The sequence below is a fragment of the Algibacter agarivorans genome, from assembly GCF_039543245.1.
Lineage (GTDB): Bacteria > Bacteroidota > Bacteroidia > Flavobacteriales > Flavobacteriaceae > Algibacter_G > Algibacter_G agarivorans.
Genome location: NZ_BAABJJ010000044.1, coordinates 220,000 through 238,301, shown reverse-complemented (window position 1 = coordinate 238,301; position 18,302 = coordinate 220,000). Strand labels below are relative to the sequence as shown.

At 32.3% G+C, this 18,302-nt stretch carries 17 protein-coding genes; 10 read left to right on the top strand and 7 right to left on the bottom strand.

Going from position 1 to position 18,302, the window contains the following annotated elements:
• Positions 1–32 precede the first annotated feature (32 nt).
• Both ABD935_RS15945 and ABD935_RS15940 read right to left on the bottom strand, forming a co-directional pair.
• Positions 33–416: a PUR family DNA/RNA-binding protein gene (locus ABD935_RS15945; RefSeq protein ID WP_345193780.1), complete on the bottom strand. Its 384-nt coding sequence runs from the start codon at positions 414–416 to the stop codon at positions 33–35.
• A gap of 156 nt (positions 417–572) precedes the next feature.
• Complete coding sequence (locus ABD935_RS15940; protein WP_345193778.1) at positions 573–2,330, bottom strand: ABC transporter ATP-binding protein; 1,758 nt, start codon at positions 2,328–2,330, stop codon at positions 573–575.
• A 207-nt stretch (positions 2,331–2,537) separates the two neighbouring features.
• Here ABD935_RS15940 and nusB point away from each other — a divergent pair, with 207 nt between their 5' ends.
• From nusB to yajC, 3 genes are all read left to right on the top strand, one after another.
• On the top strand, positions 2,538–3,482 hold the full coding sequence (gene nusB, locus ABD935_RS15935; RefSeq protein ID WP_345193776.1) for a transcription antitermination factor NusB: 945 nt from the start codon (positions 2,538–2,540) through the stop codon (positions 3,480–3,482).
• 102 nt (positions 3,483–3,584) lie between these two features.
• Entirely contained in the window at positions 3,585–4,073 is a 489-nt protein-coding gene (locus ABD935_RS15930; RefSeq protein ID WP_345193774.1) for a DUF1573 domain-containing protein, read from the top strand.
• A gap of 12 nt (positions 4,074–4,085) precedes the next feature.
• Entirely contained in the window at positions 4,086–4,379 is a 294-nt protein-coding gene (gene yajC / locus ABD935_RS15925; RefSeq protein WP_345193772.1) for a preprotein translocase subunit YajC, read from the top strand.
• Positions 4,380–4,813: 434 nt separating this feature from the next.
• Here yajC and pepT read toward each other — a convergent pair whose 3' ends face one another.
• Entirely contained in the window at positions 4,814–6,052 is a 1,239-nt protein-coding gene (gene pepT / locus ABD935_RS15920; RefSeq protein WP_345193770.1) for a peptidase T, read from the bottom strand.
• Positions 6,053–6,282: 230 nt separating this feature from the next.
• Between pepT and ABD935_RS15915 the strand changes: the two genes are divergently transcribed.
• On the top strand, positions 6,283–7,314 hold the full coding sequence (locus tag ABD935_RS15915; RefSeq protein WP_345193768.1) for a quinone-dependent dihydroorotate dehydrogenase: 1,032 nt from the start codon (positions 6,283–6,285) through the stop codon (positions 7,312–7,314).
• A 192-nt stretch (positions 7,315–7,506) separates the two neighbouring features.
• On the opposite strand, the gene ABD935_RS15910 is transcribed toward ABD935_RS15915, so the two are convergent.
• Complete coding sequence (locus ABD935_RS15910; RefSeq protein ID WP_345193765.1) at positions 7,507–9,369, bottom strand: T9SS-dependent choice-of-anchor J family protein; 1,863 nt, start codon at positions 9,367–9,369, stop codon at positions 7,507–7,509.
• Positions 9,370–9,590: 221 nt separating this feature from the next.
• Entirely contained in the window at positions 9,591–10,529 is a 939-nt protein-coding gene (locus ABD935_RS15905) for a T9SS type A sorting domain-containing protein (protein ID WP_345193763.1), read from the bottom strand.
• 239 nt (positions 10,530–10,768) lie between these two features.
• Between ABD935_RS15905 and ABD935_RS15900 the strand changes: the two genes are divergently transcribed.
• The 6 genes from ABD935_RS15900 to ABD935_RS15875 all read left to right on the top strand — a co-directional run bounded on the left by ABD935_RS15900 (position 10,769) and on the right by ABD935_RS15875 (position 16,202).
• Complete coding sequence (locus ABD935_RS15900; RefSeq protein ID WP_345193761.1) at positions 10,769–11,632, top strand: hydroxymethylglutaryl-CoA lyase; 864 nt, start codon at positions 10,769–10,771, stop codon at positions 11,630–11,632.
• A gap of 171 nt (positions 11,633–11,803) precedes the next feature.
• A complete protein-coding gene (locus ABD935_RS15895) occupies positions 11,804–12,985 on the top strand; it encodes a hypothetical protein (protein ID WP_345193759.1) in 1,182 nt (393 codons plus the stop codon).
• 213 nt (positions 12,986–13,198) lie between these two features.
• Complete coding sequence (locus tag ABD935_RS15890; RefSeq protein ID WP_345193757.1) at positions 13,199–13,726, top strand: FMN-binding protein; 528 nt, start codon at positions 13,199–13,201, stop codon at positions 13,724–13,726.
• Positions 13,727–14,215 (top strand): hypothetical protein, encoded by a 489-nt coding sequence (locus tag ABD935_RS15885; RefSeq protein ID WP_345193755.1) that lies wholly within the window; start codon positions 13,727–13,729, stop codon positions 14,213–14,215. It begins immediately after the preceding gene.
• A 71-nt stretch (positions 14,216–14,286) separates the two neighbouring features.
• Positions 14,287–15,759 (top strand): IMP dehydrogenase, encoded by a 1,473-nt coding sequence (guaB, locus tag ABD935_RS15880; RefSeq protein WP_345193753.1) that lies wholly within the window; start codon positions 14,287–14,289, stop codon positions 15,757–15,759.
• 266 nt (positions 15,760–16,025) lie between these two features.
• Positions 16,026–16,202: a VapC50 family PIN domain-containing toxin gene (locus ABD935_RS15875; RefSeq protein ID WP_345193751.1), complete on the top strand. Its 177-nt coding sequence runs from the start codon at positions 16,026–16,028 to the stop codon at positions 16,200–16,202.
• Positions 16,203–16,309: 107 nt separating this feature from the next.
• Here ABD935_RS15875 and ABD935_RS15870 read toward each other — a convergent pair whose 3' ends face one another.
• Both ABD935_RS15870 and ABD935_RS15865 read right to left on the bottom strand, forming a co-directional pair.
• A complete protein-coding gene (locus ABD935_RS15870) occupies positions 16,310–17,101 on the bottom strand; it encodes a hypothetical protein (RefSeq protein WP_345193749.1) in 792 nt (263 codons plus the stop codon).
• Positions 17,102–17,279: 178 nt separating this feature from the next.
• Positions 17,280–18,131, bottom strand: a complete 852-nt coding sequence (locus ABD935_RS15865) for a DUF4238 domain-containing protein (protein WP_345193747.1) — start codon at positions 18,129–18,131, stop codon at positions 17,280–17,282.
• Positions 18,132–18,302 lie beyond the last annotated feature (171 nt).

Genomic DNA, 18,302 nt, shown 5'->3' with positions numbered 1-18,302 from the left:
CTACGGTTTGCATTATTTTGTTTGATGGCTATTTAAATATCATCAAAATTGATATCTGTAAAACTTCCCGGAGTTTTTAATTCGTCTTCTGTAACTCTAAGTGTTTCGTCATATTCTTTTTTAAAGTCTTTTTGATGACGTTCGCTAATCACTTCATCACCTTTTTCATTAATGATATAATCAGTCATTTCAGCTAAAATGTCTTTAAATTCAGAAAAGTCTTCTTTGTAAATATAAATTTTATGTTTTTTATAATGAAACGATCCATCGTCATTAGTGAATTTTTTACTTTCAGTAATTGTTAAGTAATAATCTTCAGCCTTAGTAGCTCTTACATCAAAAAAATAAGTGCGTCTTCCAGCTCTTAATACTTTCGAAAAAATTTCCTCTTTCTCCATCATACCATTATAGTTCATAATTGAATTGTAATTTGTTTTTATAATTCTATCAAAAATCTAAAAAAAAACTGATACTAACCAATAAATTATGAATTTTCTTTTTGTAAAGTTGGTTTTTGTTGCATTTAATTGAATAAAAAAACACTCTAAGTGGTTATTGTTTAAGAATGTATCTTACTTAGATGTTGTTTCACTCAGTTGTTTTAAGTAAAGATGTTTATAATAACCATCAATATTTATAAGCGTATCATGTGTGCCTTCTTGAACAATTTTACCGTTATCGAGTACAATGATTTTATCGGCATTTTTTGCTGAAGAAACCCTGTGGCTAACAATAATAGTGGTTTTTCCTTTCGATATTTTATCAAGATTCTTTAATATTTTTTCTTCAGTTTCGGTGTCAACAGCAGATAAACAATCATCAAATAATAATATTTTAGGCGATTTTATAATTGCTCTAGCAATGGAAATACGTTGTTTTTGCCCACCGGAGAGCGTAATACCACGTTCACCTAATTTGGTATCATAACCTTTGTTAAATTTGATAATGTTTTTGTGTACTTGGGCGTTTTTTGCAGCCTCTATAACGTCATCATCGGTAGCATCATGATTTCCAAACTTAATGTTGGTCTTAATAGTATCTGAAAACAAAAACGCATCTTGAGGTACATACCCAATACTGTTTCTTAAATCTGTTAAATTAAGTTGGTTGATTTCTGTGTCATTTATGATAATAGAACCTTCGTCAATATCGTAAAGCCTTCCTATTAAATCTAAAATAGTAGATTTTCCGGCTCCCGTTTTTCCTAAAATAGCCAATGTCTCACCTTCTTTGATGTGAAAACTAACGCCTTTTAATGCCTGAATATTAGTGTCATCATAAGTGAAAGAAACATTATTAAAGCTAATATCTCCTGTTATTTTGGTAGGTGAATTTACCATGTTTTTAATTTCGGGTTCGATTTTTAAAAATTCGTTTATTCGTTTTTGAGAGGCTTCAGCTTGTTGCACAATAGAGGTTACCCAACCCACGGTTGCTACAGGCCACGTTAGCATATTTACATAAATAATAAACTCTGCAATGGTACCTATACTTTCAATTTCACCATTTATATATTGCATCCCTCCAACGTAAATAACTAATAGATTGCTGGCGCCAATAAGTAAAATCATCATAGGGAAAAACCAAGCTTGTACTTTAACTAAACTTATTTGTTTGGCTTTACTTTCCGCGGCAAGCGATTTAAAATTTACAGAAGTTTGTGGTTCAATACCATAGGCTTTAATTACGGAAATACCACTAAAGGACTCTTGTGTAAATGTAGAAAGTTTAGATAGATATTCTTGAACTATCGTACTGCGCTTGTGTATTTCTTTACTTAATTTATATATGATAACCGATAAAATTGGCAATGGAACAATAGTATATAATGTCAATTTTGGCGATGCATTTACCATATAAATAATAACAATAACAAAAAGCGCAAGTGTATTGATACTATACATAAGTGCAGGCCCTGCGTACATACGTACCCTGCCAACATCTTCAGTAATACGGTTCATTAAATCGCCCGTTCTGTTCTTCTTATAAAAATTTAAGGATAGCTTTTGGTACTGCTCATAGATTTCGTTTTTTAAATCAAATTCTATATAACGCGACACATTTATAATAGCCTGCCTCATAAAAAAGGTAAGAACACCACCAATTATTGCAGCTCCTATAATATATAGAATAGCTTCTGCAAGTTCGCTTTCAAAAACATCTTGAGTAATTGCCCCTTTTGTGTATTTTTCAATAACAACAAAAATTTCTTTTACATATCTGGGTGTAAAAAGCAAAAATATTCTAGCAGCAATAGTAATTAGAGTACCAACTAAAAGGTGCGTCTTATATTTTAAAAAGTACTTATTTAAGTGCTGTAACTCTTTCATTTACTAAATTAGTGATAGAAGCGCAAATATAGGGATTATTGATAATTAAAGCTGTTGAAAATAATAAGCTAATTGTTAAATATAGCTTAAAACATCTTGTGATAATTAAATGAATAATACCATGTGTTTTTTTAAATATAGTGTTATTTTTGCGGCTCGAAAACCATGAATAAATTTCATATTTTTTAATTAAAGTTCTTTGTAATTATGCTAAACAGAAGACATATTCGCGTAAAAGTAATGCAAACTATGTATGCCTTTAAAGGAGGAGAGAGTGATGATTTTAGTAAGGATCAAAAGTTTTTATTGTTTAGTATAGATAATATGTACAACTTGTACTTGTTATTAATCTCGTTATTAATTGAAGTTCAAAAAAGAGCTGAAAACGATTTACAAAAGAAACAAAAAAAACACCTCGCTACTCAAGAAGATAAAGATCCAAACAGAAAGTTTATTAATAATCAATTATTAAAACTTTTAAAGGATAATCTTGAATTAAAAAACAGGTTAGAAACTTATAAAATTACAAACTGGGATTTAGATGGCGAGTATGTAGATATTATTTTTAAAGCCATAGTTTCTAGTGATTTGTATAAGGAGTATATGCAAACTAGAGTTTCGGATTTTAAAGAAGATAAAGATTTTATTGTTGATATTTTTAAAGATGTTATTGCACCAAACGATAAACTTTATGAATATATGGAAGATAAAAATCTAACCTGGTTAGATGATCTTCCTACAGTAAACACTACTATTTTAAAGCTATTGCGAAAAGTGAAAACAACATCACCTGAAAGCTTTTTTATCCCAAGGTTGTATAAAGATGCTGATGATAAACAATTTGCTATTGATTTATTTAAGAAGGCACTTTTAAATAAAACTGCGATTAATAAAGAAATAGAACTTAAAACCCAAAACTGGGACACAGATCGTATTGCAAACGTTGATTATGTGTTGTTGCAAATGGCTATTTGCGAATTGCAAAAATTTCCGTCAATTCCAGTAAAAGTAACTATTAATGAGTATTTAGAAATAGCAAAAGAATATTCTACACCAAAGAGTAGTATATTCATTAATGGTATTTTGGATAAGCTAGTTAAAGAATATGAAGCGTCTGGAACATTAAACAAAGTAGGACGCGGATTGATGTAATGTCTTAAAAATGTTTATTTTCTGTTAAGACAGTAACTAAAATTTTTAATCATTTAAATAATTACTATTTTTACGCACCAAATAATATTAAAAATAATTATCATGAAAAAAGTAATATTAGGATTAAGCACATTATGTTTAATTGCTTTTGCGTCTTGTAAAGAGAACGCTGCTAAAAAAATTGATGAAACTAATGTAGCTGCAGCTGCTGTTAGAGATGCAAGTTCATCTAAATTTCCTGTAATTGAGTTTGACAAGAAAGAACACGATTTTGGAGAAATTGAAGCTAAAACAGCCGTTTCAACAGTTTTTAAATATAAAAATACGGGTGATGCACCTTTAGTGATTACGGATATTAAAAGTTCATGTGGTTGTACAGTACCACAAGATTGGAGTAGAGAACCATTATTACCAGGAGGAGAAGGACAATTTTCTGTTAAGTTTAATGGTAGTGGCTCTAATAAAGTTTCAAAATCAATAACGGTTACTGCAAATACAGAAAAAGGTAGTGAAATTGTTAAAATTACGGCGTTTGTTAAACCAGACCCAAATAAAAAACCAGCTGTTAAACCAGTAGCAGCTAAAAACTAAATAATAGACATAATGGGAGAAGGAATAGGGCAATTTTTGCCATTTATTTTAATGTTTGTAGTCGTGTATTTCTTTATGATTGCACCGCAAATGAAACGTGCAAAAAAGGAAAAGAAATTTGCTGCAGATTTAAAACGTGGCGATAAAGTAGTTACTAAAAGCGGATTGCACGGTAAGGTTTTAGAACTAAACGATAAAGATGGTAGTTGTGTTATAGAAACGATGTCTGGAAAATTAAAGTACGAACGCTCAGCCATTTCTATGGAAATGAGTAGTAAGTTAAATACACCAGCAAAAGTTAAATAATATATACTTTTAAAATATTTTAAAAGCTTCCTTTTTGGAAGCTTTTTTTTTTAGCAGTTTTTGTATTTATCATGTAATACCAAATAAACTTCAAAATGATTTTTAAATGCCCTTAAGCCCAAAATGTTTTTACCGTTTAAATCGTAGGTGGGTGCAGACCATTTTAGAGCTTCGTTTAGTTCCGTAGAATTTATAATATTTCTAGGCACAGTAAGTGCTTCTCCAAAATGCGAGTTGGATTCTATATATTCTTCAACGGAGTAGACTTTTTTTATTTTTTATTTCAGGACGGGTCAAAGGTTCGTTTAATGCTAAGATATGGTTGCGTTTTAATACTGAAACAAGTTCACCACAGGTCAACTATATCGGACGTTAAACGAAGTTAGCTGAAATTTTCACAAAGTCAAGTTTACAGGTTCTAGACTTAAAACCACCTACTTCCTTTCCGCCGTTAATTCTGCAATCTTACAAATAACTTCAGTTGCTTTAATCATACTTTCAACAGGTACATACTCGTAGCGCCCATGAAAATTATGACCGCCAGCAAATATATTTGGGCAAGGTAAGCCCATGTAGCTTAATTGAGAGCCATCTGTACCACCACGAATGGCTTTAATATGCGGTTCGATGTTTAGTTGTTTCATGGCTTCTTCAGCAATATCAACAATATGCATTACGGGTTCTATTTTTTCTTTCATGTTGAAGTACTGGTCTTTAATTTCGGTTGTAATGACTTCCCTGCCGTATTGCGAATTAAGTTCGTTGGTCAGTTTTACCATCACTTCTTTTCTAGCTTCAAAATGACCTTTATCATGGTCGCGAATAATGTACTGTAAAACGGTTTCTTCTACGTCCCCTTTCGTGTCATGCAAATGGAAAAAACCTTGGTAACCTTCAGTGTGTTCTGGTGTTTCCATTCGGGGTAGCGAATTAATAAACTCTTGTGCAATGTACATGGAGTTTATCATTTTTCCTTTGGCATAACCTGGATGAACAATTTTTCCTTTTACTTTTACAACAGCTTCAGCTGCATTAAAATTTTCATATTCTAATTCGCCTACTTGACTGCCGTCCATGGTGTATGCCCAATCTGCTCCAAATTTTTCAACATCAAATTTGTGAGCACCTCTACCAATTTCTTCATCGGGCGTAAACCCAACTCGGATTTTACCGTGTTTAATTTCAGAATGATTGATCAGGTACTCCATGGCTGAAACGATTTCGCAAATACCAGCTTTGTCATCTGCACCCAAAAGGGTCGTGCCATCTGTGGTGATTAAAGTTTGACCTTTATAAAGCAGTAAATCATCAAAATAATCTGGCGATAGTATAATGTTTTCAGTTTCATTTAAAACAATGTCTTTTCCATCATAATTCTCAATAATTTGGGGTTTTACGTTGGCTCCTGTAAAATCTGGCGAGGTATCAAAATGCGAAATAAACCCTATTGTAGGAACATCATGGTCAACATTGCTCGGTAAAGTAGCCATAATGTATGCGTTTTCATCAATATCAACATCTTGCATGCCAATGCTTTTAAGTTCTTCAGCTAGTTTAGTTGCTAAATTCCATTGCTTTATTGTGCTAGGTGTGGTGTCTGATGTTGGGTCAGATTCTGTATCAATAGTTACGTAACTTAAAAAGCGTTTTATGATGTGTTGTTTTGATATCATTTAGATGGAATTTAGTATTATTCGCGTAAAATATATTCTGTTTTTAGAGATTCCCGATTTCATGGGAATGACAATTTCAACTGAAATCCCGATGCAAAGCCTCTAGGAATTCTTTTTTAATTAATAGCTATTTAATGGCTCTAATTTACGATTATTAATTTTTTTAGCTTTTGATTTTGTTGATTTTTTAGTTACACTATTTAGGCTTATTTTTGCATTAAATTACATTGATGTATAAATTACTACTTCGTCCTTTATTTTTTTCATTCGACCCCGAAAAAATTCATCATTTTACATTTTCATTAATAAAATTCACATCTAAAATTCCTGGATTCCCATCTATATTTAGAAGTTTATATACTATTGAAGATGTACGATTGGAGCGAAAATTATTCGGACTTACATTTAAAAATCCCGTAGGTCTGGCAGCCGGTTTTGATAAAAACGCGGTGCTGTACAATGAATTGGCAAATTTCGGGTTCGGTTTTATTGAAATTGGTACGGTAACACCTAAGGGGCAAGCAGGAAACCCTAAGAAAAGGCTTTTTAGGTTAAAAGACGACCAAGGTATTATTAACCGAATGGGCTTTAACAATGACGGCCTAGAGGCTGCCATTACACAACTTAAAAAGAATAAAGGAAAATTGATTATTGGCGGGAATATTGGGAAAAACACCAGTACAAAACCAGAAGGTTATACTAAAGATTATTTGGAGTGCTTTAATGCATTGCATCCGTATGTTGATTATTTTGTACTTAATGTAAGTTGCCCAAATGTGGGGAGTCATGCTAAATTAAATGATAAAGATTATTTAGAAGAACTTATTGGAGCGGTACAAAAAGCGAATAATACTTTTGAAAAACAAAAACCCATCTTATTAAAAATAGCGCCCGATTTAAACAATAATCAATTAGACGAGATTATTGAACTGGTTGCTAATACCAAATTAGATGGTGTTATTGCAAGTAATACCTCTACAGACCGGAGCGGTTTAAAAGCCTCAGACACTTTACTAGAAAGTATTGGAAATGGTGGTTTAAGCGGACAGCCCATAAAAGATAAAAGTACTCAGGTTGTAAAATACCTTTCAGATAAAAGTAATAAAGCATTTCCGATAATAGGAGTAGGGGGTATTCATTCTGCTAAAGATGCTTTAGAAAAAATTGATGCTGGCGCAGATTTAGTTCAAATTTATACAGGATTTATTTATGAAGGACCAAGTCTAATAAAACGTATTAATAAAGCCTTGCTTAAAAGGTAAATGTTGGTAAAATAAGCCACGAATTGCACTAATTAGCACGAATAAATGAGCAGCTATGTACATTTAAAATTCGGGAAACCTGCCAGCCGGTGGTAGGTTGGTTATTATCCAAAAATGATTACACCAATAGAATATCTAAAGATTTTTTAAATATTAGTGAATATTAGTGAGATTTGGAGCTAAAAATAAAGGCTATTTGATAATCTTTTTTAAGACTCTCGATTCACCATTTGTCAAAATAAGTAAATAAGTTCCCGAAGATAGATTACTTACGTCGATTGGCTGATTTGTTATTGTTCCTGATAAAAATATCTGACCAACTAAATTAGAAACCTCAAAAGTTGAAACTTTTTTTGGGTCGTTACTTTTAATAAAAACCATATCGTCTTGAACAGGGTTAGGGTATACCTTATAATAATCGTCTGTTATTGCAACATCAATGGTTTTAATGAAAATATTATCAATAGCTATATCGCCATCCCAACTAGAACCTCTTATAGCTCTAAAACGGACTTTTATAGTTTGATTTGTGTACCCAGATAAATTTATGGATTTAGTTAAAAAAGGATCATCTTGATTATCCTGTTGACTACCATAAAACGCTGGAATAAAATCATTTATATAGCCATCCTCCGTTTTAAGATCTATATGTAATTCGCCAATATGCTTACCGAACATATGATATGAAAACTCTAATTCACTATTCTCATTATTAACAGTAAAACATGGTGAGATAAATTCTGCTACATCGCCAGGATTTGCTCCAGAAGCTTCTGCGTACATATATGTGTTTAATGAGTTTTCAGCATTTCTATAATCTGATGGCCCCGTAGTTTCAGATTGTGTATCACCGATATTAGTATACCAAAGGTAGCCACTACCAGAAGCATCGTTACTTGTCCAACCATGGTCTCCTAACATTTCAAAATCTTCAAAATTTTCATCTAAAGGAGCAGTTTGTGTACCTACTTTAATAAAATTAGTAAAGGTTTTTTTTATGGTCTTAGATTTGTTTGAAACCTTAAGTATAACACTATAGATACCATTTTCATAGGTGTGTGAAGGATTTTTTGAAGTATAATCAATAATGCCATCAGCATCTATATCCCATTCCCAATTAGTAATGTTTTCACTTAAGCCCTCAAAATTTACAGTTAGAGTTTCTTCGCAGGTTTCGCTTTCATTTACTGAAATATTAGCATTGAAGGTAGGACACGCCAAATAATTTTTTGTTGTCATATAAAACGCGTACATACGTGCTAATTGCTGCTGCGAAAATTGTGTTCTACAGTTTTTATCTGAATAAGACATCATGTTGCTGGTGTCCGGTTGAAATAGGTCGCCATTAGCATCAGTTTGAGTACCCATATAATTGCACAAATCATCAATTTTTGAATTTGTCAATTTTGGATCAGCAGGTGTATCGCAAATACTATCTCCATCGGTATCACAATTACTACCATCAACTAGTTCAGTAGTTAATTTGTCGTTATCAGGACCATGAGTATGTAATAAAGAGAAAAAATGACCTAATTCATGTGCTAATGAAGAATCATTAGTGGCACAGCTATTATTCATAACAACAATATCATTTCGCCCTATATTATCACTGTAGCCACAAATGCTTTGTTCAGATTCATTTTCAATATAATCTGTAAAATAAATATTTATTAAACCAGAAACGTAGTTTGCTTCGGTTAATGTGTTTTCATCTCCTTTTTTAAAATTATTTAAACCGTCATCGTCTATATAATCAATGCCATCACACAAGAAGAACTCTAGATAGGCCTCAGCATATAAGGTGTTTAGGTTTGTAATAGCGTTGTTTAAACTAGCTTGACTAAGCCCGCCAGAACCGTCTGAACGTCTAATGATATGTGCTTTAACCGGTATAGAGTTTATGGTTGTAGAAGGTATTGATCCTTTGTTATATCTATAACTAAAAAACTCTTGCTCGTATTTTTTTAAATCAGGCTTTAGGCTTTTGTAATACGCAATAGTTTCAGAGGAAGTAATATTGCCACAACTAGCCTTAATTTTGTTTTGAGAAAACATGCAAGCGCTTAACGATAAAAATATCGAAAAGATTATATGGTTAAGTCTTGAAGTTAAAATATTCATTTGGGGTAAAACATTTTATGTTTCAAATGTATACCTAAATGAATATGCGCTATAATAAAGACGTTATAATGTTAAAATTTTCGATTATTTAACAATTTGGAGATGAATTTTTGTAATTAGTATGAATATAATGCCTTACAGTTAGAATCTTTTACTTACTTGATTACAAGTTTTTGAGTTTTACTAGCACCATCAATAGCTTTAATTTGTACCAAATAAATACCTTTATTTAAGCTGGTTAAATCCATAGTTACTTTAGTAAATCCCGATTTAATAGACCTTTCTTTTACCAATCTTCCTAAAACATTAAAGATTTCAATAGCATTTAATTCATTGTTTTTAATATTTGAAATGCTAATTTGCCCATTGGTAGGATTAGGGTATAGTTTTATGTTTTCAAGCGTATCAATTTGGTTGGTACTTAAGGTAGAAGTATTCAGTGTGAAAGTAATAGTTCCCATTTTGTTTCCATTAATAGGAAAACCTGTTATCATAGATATGGGTTGTCTTGGAGAACTTGCTGAATTTCCAGATCCATAATCTGTACCATCATCTGTACCTGCATCATACGCGAAAACATCAATAGTAAAAGTCTTTTCCCATCCGTTAAAATCAGGGTCATTTCCAGATCTTAAGTCTAAATTATTAACAGCAATAAACCAATCCGGACTAGGGGCAACCATAGATACAAGTGTAATTAATGGAAAATTTTCACTTACAGTAACATTATTAATGGTTGCGTTACTGTTATTACCCGCAAAAGGAGAAAACCCTTGTTGTAAATATTGGTCAGCATTACCTGCGGTAATAATATCATTTATTTCATTGTTAAAATTTGTCGTATTACCTGTTTCTGCAATATCTTTAATGCCATTGGTCATTGGGGCTGTTGCACCAAATACAAGAATATCATTAAGGTTCTTATGTGTAGCACCAGCTAAAGGAGACCAGTGCGCATTGCTAGGAAGAGATGAATGATCAGTTGTATTCCAAATAGTGGTTAATGATATGTTATAATTAGCAAGGCTTTGGCTAAAAGCTATATTTGATGCCAACAGGACAAATAAACAAAGCGCTAGAGTAATTTTTTTCATAGTAAAAAAATCTTAAATTATTATTGTTTTTCATGTGTCGTTTTGGATTATTAAAACTTACTCGGATATTGTAATTTTTATAAAATGTTATATTTAGGTATTTTCTAAGTTCAAGTAATAAGTGCAACACGAATATTGAAAATGATATTCAATTATAGCCATACTTTCGTTAAACATAATAGTGGTAAGCTTTTCAGAAAAATAGTAGTATTTTTATCATCTTAAATTTTGATTAAATAATGTCAAAACCAATAAAAATTATTGAATGCCCACGAGATGCTATGCAAGGTATAAAACAGTTTATTCCAACAGAGCAGAAAGTGCAATATATACAGTCGTTATTGCGAGTTGGGTTTGATACTATTGATTTTGGCAGTTTTGTGTCGCCAAAAGCCATTCCGCAAATGATTGATACGGCTGAGGTTTTAGCACAACTGGATTTAAGTAAGACTACAAGTAAACTTTTAGCAATTGTAGCTAACACTAGAGGTGCCAACAATGCCTCTAAACACAAAGATATAAACTATTTAGGCTACCCGTTTTCTATTTCAGAGAACTTTCAAATGCGTAATACACACAAAACTATTGCGCAATCTGTGGTTACGCTTTCTGAGATATTAGAAATTGCAAATAAATCAAATAAAGAAGTCGTTGTTTATATTTCTATGGGATTTGGGAATCCTTATGGCGACCCATGGAATGTCGATATTGTAGGCGAGTGGACAGAAAAACTTGCTAATATGGGTGTGAAGATTTTATCGCTTAGCGATACCGTTGGGACTTCAAACCCAGAAAGTATTGATTATTTATTTTCGAATTTAATTCCTAAATATCCAAATATAGAATTCGGCGCACATTTACATACCACACCAGCATCTTGGTTCGAAAAAGTTGACGCTGCTTTTAAGGCTGGCTGTAATCGCTTTGATGGGGCCATTCAAGGGTTTGGTGGCTGTCCTATGGCAAAAGACGAATTAATTGGAAATATGCCTACTGAAAAACTATTATCTTATTTCACTTCAAACAAAAATAATAGTTTAAATGCGCTTAGTTTTGAGAGCGCTTATAACGAAGCCTCTAAAATTTTCAAGAATTACCATTAATTTTTTTTAGCTTAAAATGCTGGTTTTATTTTGATTACATCTTAGATAAAAAGTTAATTTAAAATTAATCTAAATAAACTTTGCGTAAGTTATTATGAGTTTTATATTTGCTGCTTCAATTGAAATGTTATTTATAATAAGTCTAAATAAAAACAGTTAACCAATAATAAAATGAGAAAACTAGCCTTAATTTTTTCAATCTTAGGAGCATCAATCTTAGGTGCGCAAACCTCACAAGATTCAATCACTTTTAACCCTCAAAAGCAATTAAACGCAGCACAACGTATACTGTCTGGTAATTATGGAGAAGCTGTTACTGTAGGCGCTTATGGTGAGCTAACCTATAACCAGCCAGAAGGTGATAATGGCGAATTAGACGTGCAACGGTTAGTTTTACTCTTTGGTTACAAATTCAACGATAAAACACAATTTGTAACAGAGGTAGAATTCGAGCATGTAGAAGAAGTGTTTATAGAACAAGCCTTTGTAAATTATAATGTGGCACCTAATGTTAGTTTACGTGGTGGTTTAATGCTGGTGCCAATGGGGATTATAAATGAATTTCATGAGCCAACTACATTTAATGGTGTAGAAAGACCAAATGTAGATAATGCTATTGTACCAACTACCTGGCGTGAAATTGGGGTAGGTGTTACCGGTAGGTTTAATGAAATTTCCTTAGGCTATCAAGCTTATATTTTTAACGGGTTTCAATCAGTTAATGGAACAAAAAGATTAGGCGGGAGTAGCGGATTGAGAAACGGAAGACAAAAAGGAATTAAGTCAACCATAAACTCTCCTAATTTTTCTACTAAATTAGACTATTATGGAATTTCTGGATTACGATTAGGCTTGTCTGGTTATTTTGGCCGTACACAAGCCGAAGATGATGTAGATATGTTAGAAGGTGCAGATGTTGGGATTTCTATGATTGGTTTAGATGCGCGTTATGCATACAAACGTTTTACGGCACGAGGGCAGTTTATTCATGCAAGTCTTAGTGATACAGAAGACTATAATAATTTATATTACGACCTAGTAGCAAATCCAAATCAAGGTTTGGGGAGTGCATTACAGGGTTGGTACGTGGAAACTGCTTATAACTTGTTGCCACAAAATAAAGCACAGCGTTTATTCGCTTTTGCTAGATACGAGCAGTACGATACGCATGCCAGTACAGATGGAGCGCTATTACAAAACGATGCTTATAACAGAAACGATTTTACAACAGGATTAAGTTATCATATTGCTCCAGGAGTAGTATTAAAAGGAGATTATCAGTTTAGAGATAATGCGCAATCCGGTTCAGATGTAGCCAATAGACTTAACTTCGGAATTGGGGTTTGGTTTTAATGGGACTTTTTTATTTCCTTGAAGAAGGAAATCTGAAATAATTTGGGCGTTACCACAAGGGTCGGGCTTTCGGCAGTCGCTCTCTTCGAGGAGCTCCAACAATGCCTCAATCCCTAACGCAAAACTAGCCAAAGGCAATTATCAAAAATTAAGTTTGGTAATTGCCTAATTGGTATTACTTGTAAGAACAATAAAAAACAATACTTTTGCACTATGCATTTTAAACACCTTTTAATATTATTTATAGCTTTAGTCTTGATGTCTTTCGGCTTGCCAAAAAACATTCAGAAAAAAGTAGATAAAGAAATTCAAAAGAGTTTTAATATCGAAACGTTTAATTTTACAGAAGTTACTATCGCTTCAGAAATCACAAAAGACTTACCTTCAAAATTTGAAGCTAACAACCTTTTCAAAATAGAAGCTAACGATTCCCTTTTAGGTTATGCCTATCTTTCTAAAGCCCCTAGTAAAACAGCTCAGTTTGATTATTTGGTATTATTAGATAAGGATTTAATAGTTCTAAAATCAAAAGTTTTAATTTACAGAGAAGAATACGGTGGCGAAATTGGGAGTACACGTTGGTTAAAACAATTTATTGGTAAAAAAGGTGGTGACGAGCTTAAATATGGCGACAATATTATAGCTATTTCTGGAGCAACCATTTCTGTGCGTTCTATGACCAATGCCATGAACGATTTGTTAAAATCATTAAAAATCCTTCACAGTAAAAATATCTTATAAATGCAACTAAACGGATTAATATTTACGCTTCCCAAAGAAATTAAACTATTAATCGGGGCATTTGTAATTGTATTAAGTATAGGCTTTTATACAGGTTTACTATTTGTTGGCGAAACCTCTTCAGCAAATCCAAACGGTATTGAAGAACAGTATTTAGGAAACGAAGACGATGATGCTGCTGCTGTTATGCGCTTCAAAAAAAGCCCTCAAGAAATGCTCACTTTGGTGCATAACCATATACTGTCTATGTCTATTATTTTCTTTTTGGTAGGTTTGTTGGTTTCAATAACCAAACTCTCTAAGGGCGTTAAAACATTTTTAATAGTAGAACCATTTGTTTCAGTAATCCTAACATTTGGAGGGTTGTATTTACTCTGGACAGGATTACTATGGATGAAGTATATTGTTATGCTTTCAGGCATATTAATGGCACTTACTTTTGTAGCTTCAACAGGTATTATTTTTAAACAATTACTTCAAAAAAAATAATTGACAAATTACTAAACAAGCTCTTATAATTTAGTCGTATATTTGCACGCAATTATAACTATAATTGCATCATGACTGCACACGAAAACAAAATAGTAGGAGAAGGTTTAACCTATGACGACGTTCTATTAGTCCCAGCTTTTTCTGAAGTTCTTCCTCGCGAAGTAAGTATTCAAACAAAATTCACAAGAAACATCACTATAAACGTGCCTATAATTTCGGCTGCCATGGATACGGTTACCGAAAGTAAAATGGCTATTGCCATGGCGCAAGAAGGTGGTATTGGGGTGTTACATAAAAACATGTCTATTGAGGCGCAAGCTACGAAAGTTAGAAAGGTAAAGCGAGCAGAAAGCGGGATGATTATTGATCCTGTTACTTTACCACTTACGGCCAAAGTTAAGCATGCCAAAAAATATATGGCCGAATATGGCATTGGCGGTATTCCTATTGTTGATGATGAAGGGACTTTAAAGGGAATCGTTACAAATCGTGATTTGCGTTTTGAACATGATAATAAAAGGCCAATTACTGAAGTTATGACGAGTGAAAACTTAGTAACAGCAGCAGTTGGAACCTCTTTACAAGATGCTGAAAAAATTCTTCAACAGCATAAAATTGAAAAATTATTAATTGTTGATGATAACTTTAAATTATCAGGTTTAATAACCTTTAGAGATATTACAAAACTGAGTCAAAAACCTAATGCCAATAAGGATAAATACGGTCGCTTACGAGTTGCAGCAGCATTAGGAGTTACAGCTGATGCAGTTCAAAGAGCAGAGGCTTTAGTAAAAGCAGGTGTTGATGCTGTTATTATTGATACTGCACATGGGCATACTAAAGGTGTGGTTGGAGTCTTAAAAGAAATTAAATCAAAGTTCCAAGAACTAGATGTTGTTGTTGGTAATATAGCCACTGGTGCAGCTGCTAAATATTTAGTTGAAGCTGGTGCTGATGCTGTAAAAGTTGGTATTGGACCTGGTTCTATTTGTACTACGCGAGTGGTTGCTGGTGTAGGTTTTCCACAGTTTTCTGCGGTATTAGAAGTTGCTGCTGCTATAAAAGGCACAGGAGTTCCTGTAATTGCAGATGGTGGTATTCGTTATACAGGCGATATTCCTAAAGCTATTGCAGCGGGTGCAGATACCGTAATGTTAGGTTCGCTTTTAGCAGGAACTAAAGAGTCTCCAGGAGAAACTATTATTTACGAAGGAAGAAAGTTTAAATCGTATCGTGGTATGGGTTCTGTTGAAGCTATGAAAGAAGGTAGTAAAGACCGTTATTTCCAAGATGTAGAAGACGATATTAAAAAACTAGTACCCGAAGGTATTGTAGGTCGTGTGCCTTATAAAGGCGATTTGTACGAAAGTATTCACCAATTTATCGGTGGTTTACGTGCGGGAATGGGCTACTGTGGTGCTAAGGATATTGAAGCCTTAAAAGAAAACGGACAATTTGTTAAAATTACGGCAAGTGGTATTAATGAAAGTCATCCGCATGATGTAACCATTACTAAAGAATCTCCTAACTATTCTAGGTAGGTTTATATTATACTTTAAAAACACAAAAGCTATACTTTATAAAGTATAGCTTTTGTGTTTTTCGGGAAGTTCGTTTAACGGTTATGAGTAACTTAAGTCAGGGATCAATCTCAAAAGTTGTGTGTGAATCGAAATAAGATTACGATTTTTGTTTAAAAAAGAACCTTGGACAATTATCTAGACTTACTCAAACTCATCTTACCTGAATTTCTAATCAATCACTTTGATTTAGTTAAAAATGGACTTACTATATTAGACTGGACATTATGTTGCGAGATTTAGAGTTACATAAATTAACTTTGAATCATGATAAGGCAATAGAAGCTTTTAAAAAATTAGTTTTAAATAGAAGAAATCCAGATTTAGATGAATACGAAGTTTTAGATAATTTGAGAAAAAATGGTTTAATCGATTCGGCTAATTATCTACATTCGTTGATTTAGAAAACCAGCCTACCAGCAGTTAGGTGTAAACTGAATAGAAAATCCATTAGGATTTCGGAGATTTATTTACATTTTATTTGTTTTATACGCATGTTGGCTGTAGTTTTTTATATTTCAAAATATTCAATTTGGGTGGTCTCTTGAACTTTTTTTGTTCCATTTAAACTTTGGTCTCTTGTTACCCAATTTTGGTGTTTATCGTAGCTGTAAAGATAATTTGTTGTCGATTTTAAATTCATAAATTTCACATATTTTTCTACTTGAATAGGATTGTTATGTAAATCTAGAGTACACTTTTTAGAGGAAAGAAGTTCATTATCTTCCGAGAAATACTTTTCTAGAGTTAAAAACTCCCTAAATTTATACTTAAATCTTCCGATAAAATTGCGTGAGGATTTGTCAAAAATATAGTGGTCTGTTATTTGATATTTTGAATTGTATTTGAATGTTTCAACATCATCATTATAATTAACATATTGTCTAATTATGGCTGTTGTATTGCCTCTTCTATCATATTCATAGTATTCATCATAATTTTTTTGTAGGTTATTATGATATCCGACTATTTTTTCTTCCAATACTCCTAAATTGTTGTAGTGGAAATATTCGGTGCATAAGTTTTTATCATTGCTATCAAAAACTCTTTTTTCTTTTATTAAACCGTTATCATAAAATTCATTCATATAATACTCTTTGGGATTAAATTCTAAAACTATAAAGCCTAATTCATTGAATTCATATTCTTGAATTATTGTGTTGTCACATATAATTTTATAATTTTTAATTTTTCCATTTAAGTTTAATCTCTTTATATCATTTTGTTCTTTTCTTTTTGAACCAAATTTGTATTTGTTGAATAAGTATTCGAGTGTTTTCCTTTGATATAATGAGTAATACATTCTAATTTAGTTTTGTCATAAGGTTCGAGTGTCAAATTACAGCCAACGTGTTTGTGTATGATTTCGTTGCGTGTTTCAGCAACTAATTTAGCAAATACAAACCGAATAGAAAATCCGCGATGATTTTCGTAAGTAGGCGAGTACTAGCAATGAATTATACACGTCTTGTAAACAGTTTTTATTCTCTGATTTTAGTCGGTTCGTATCTTTCATAAAATATCAAATATTCATCTAAATTCCTGCCAATTCTTTGAGCAATTTTATCAAACGTTTTAAAGTCAAGTTTATTTACTTTATCTCGTTTTAAATTTCGCAATGGATTTGATTTTTTTTTCGAATTCTCATTGAACATAAACAAACAATAATCTTTAGATAAAGGCAAATATATTTCTGATTCTATTGGTAAAATCCAATCTTCTTCGCTATTCTGAAAATCAATAAATACTGGATTGTCAGATGTTAGCCAACCATAGTCATTTGGGCATTTAAGAATAACTTTTTTAAAGCTTCTAAAAATATACACCAAATGATTCATTAATGTTCCAATCACAACATTTAGATGAGTTTCAGGTTTTAAAATTTCTAATAGCGTTTCAGTTGTATTGTCCTCTTGGAAAAGTGTGATTTCTTCAAAAAGCTTTTTTCTGACTTTAAGGTCGTGAATTAAAGATTCCAAAAAATTTCGAAAATGACTTGTTCTACATAAAATATTTGGAACAAAATTATTCAGCAAGTCCTTGTCTTTTGGTGTAAGTTGTTTTTGGTTATTAATGTTATTTATTAAGCGATTATAGTCATTTTCGATAATTCCACTTAATGTCTCAAAATGACGTCGAGTTTCAAAGTCTTTGAATGGTAAATCGAAAATATTTACTTCAGCTGTGAATTCTGATACTTTCACATTTTCGGTCTTTTCAGAACCCAATTTCATAACGGAAACCATCCATTCTCCCTCGTGTTGGTGTCCAAATTTTTTTAGATAAACTTGAGATAATCTATGTTGCTTTTGTATTTCGGGATGTTCTTTCAAATTGTTTACAACTCATTATATAGCAACCTTCATCACTCATATCTCATAAATAAGTAAGGATATGGTAAGTTTTTTGTTAACGTTATCCGGTAATGATAAAGTTTCAATTCAGAGGGTTTTATCAATTACCAAACGAATATAGCTGAAATTATTTACAAAACTATATTTAAA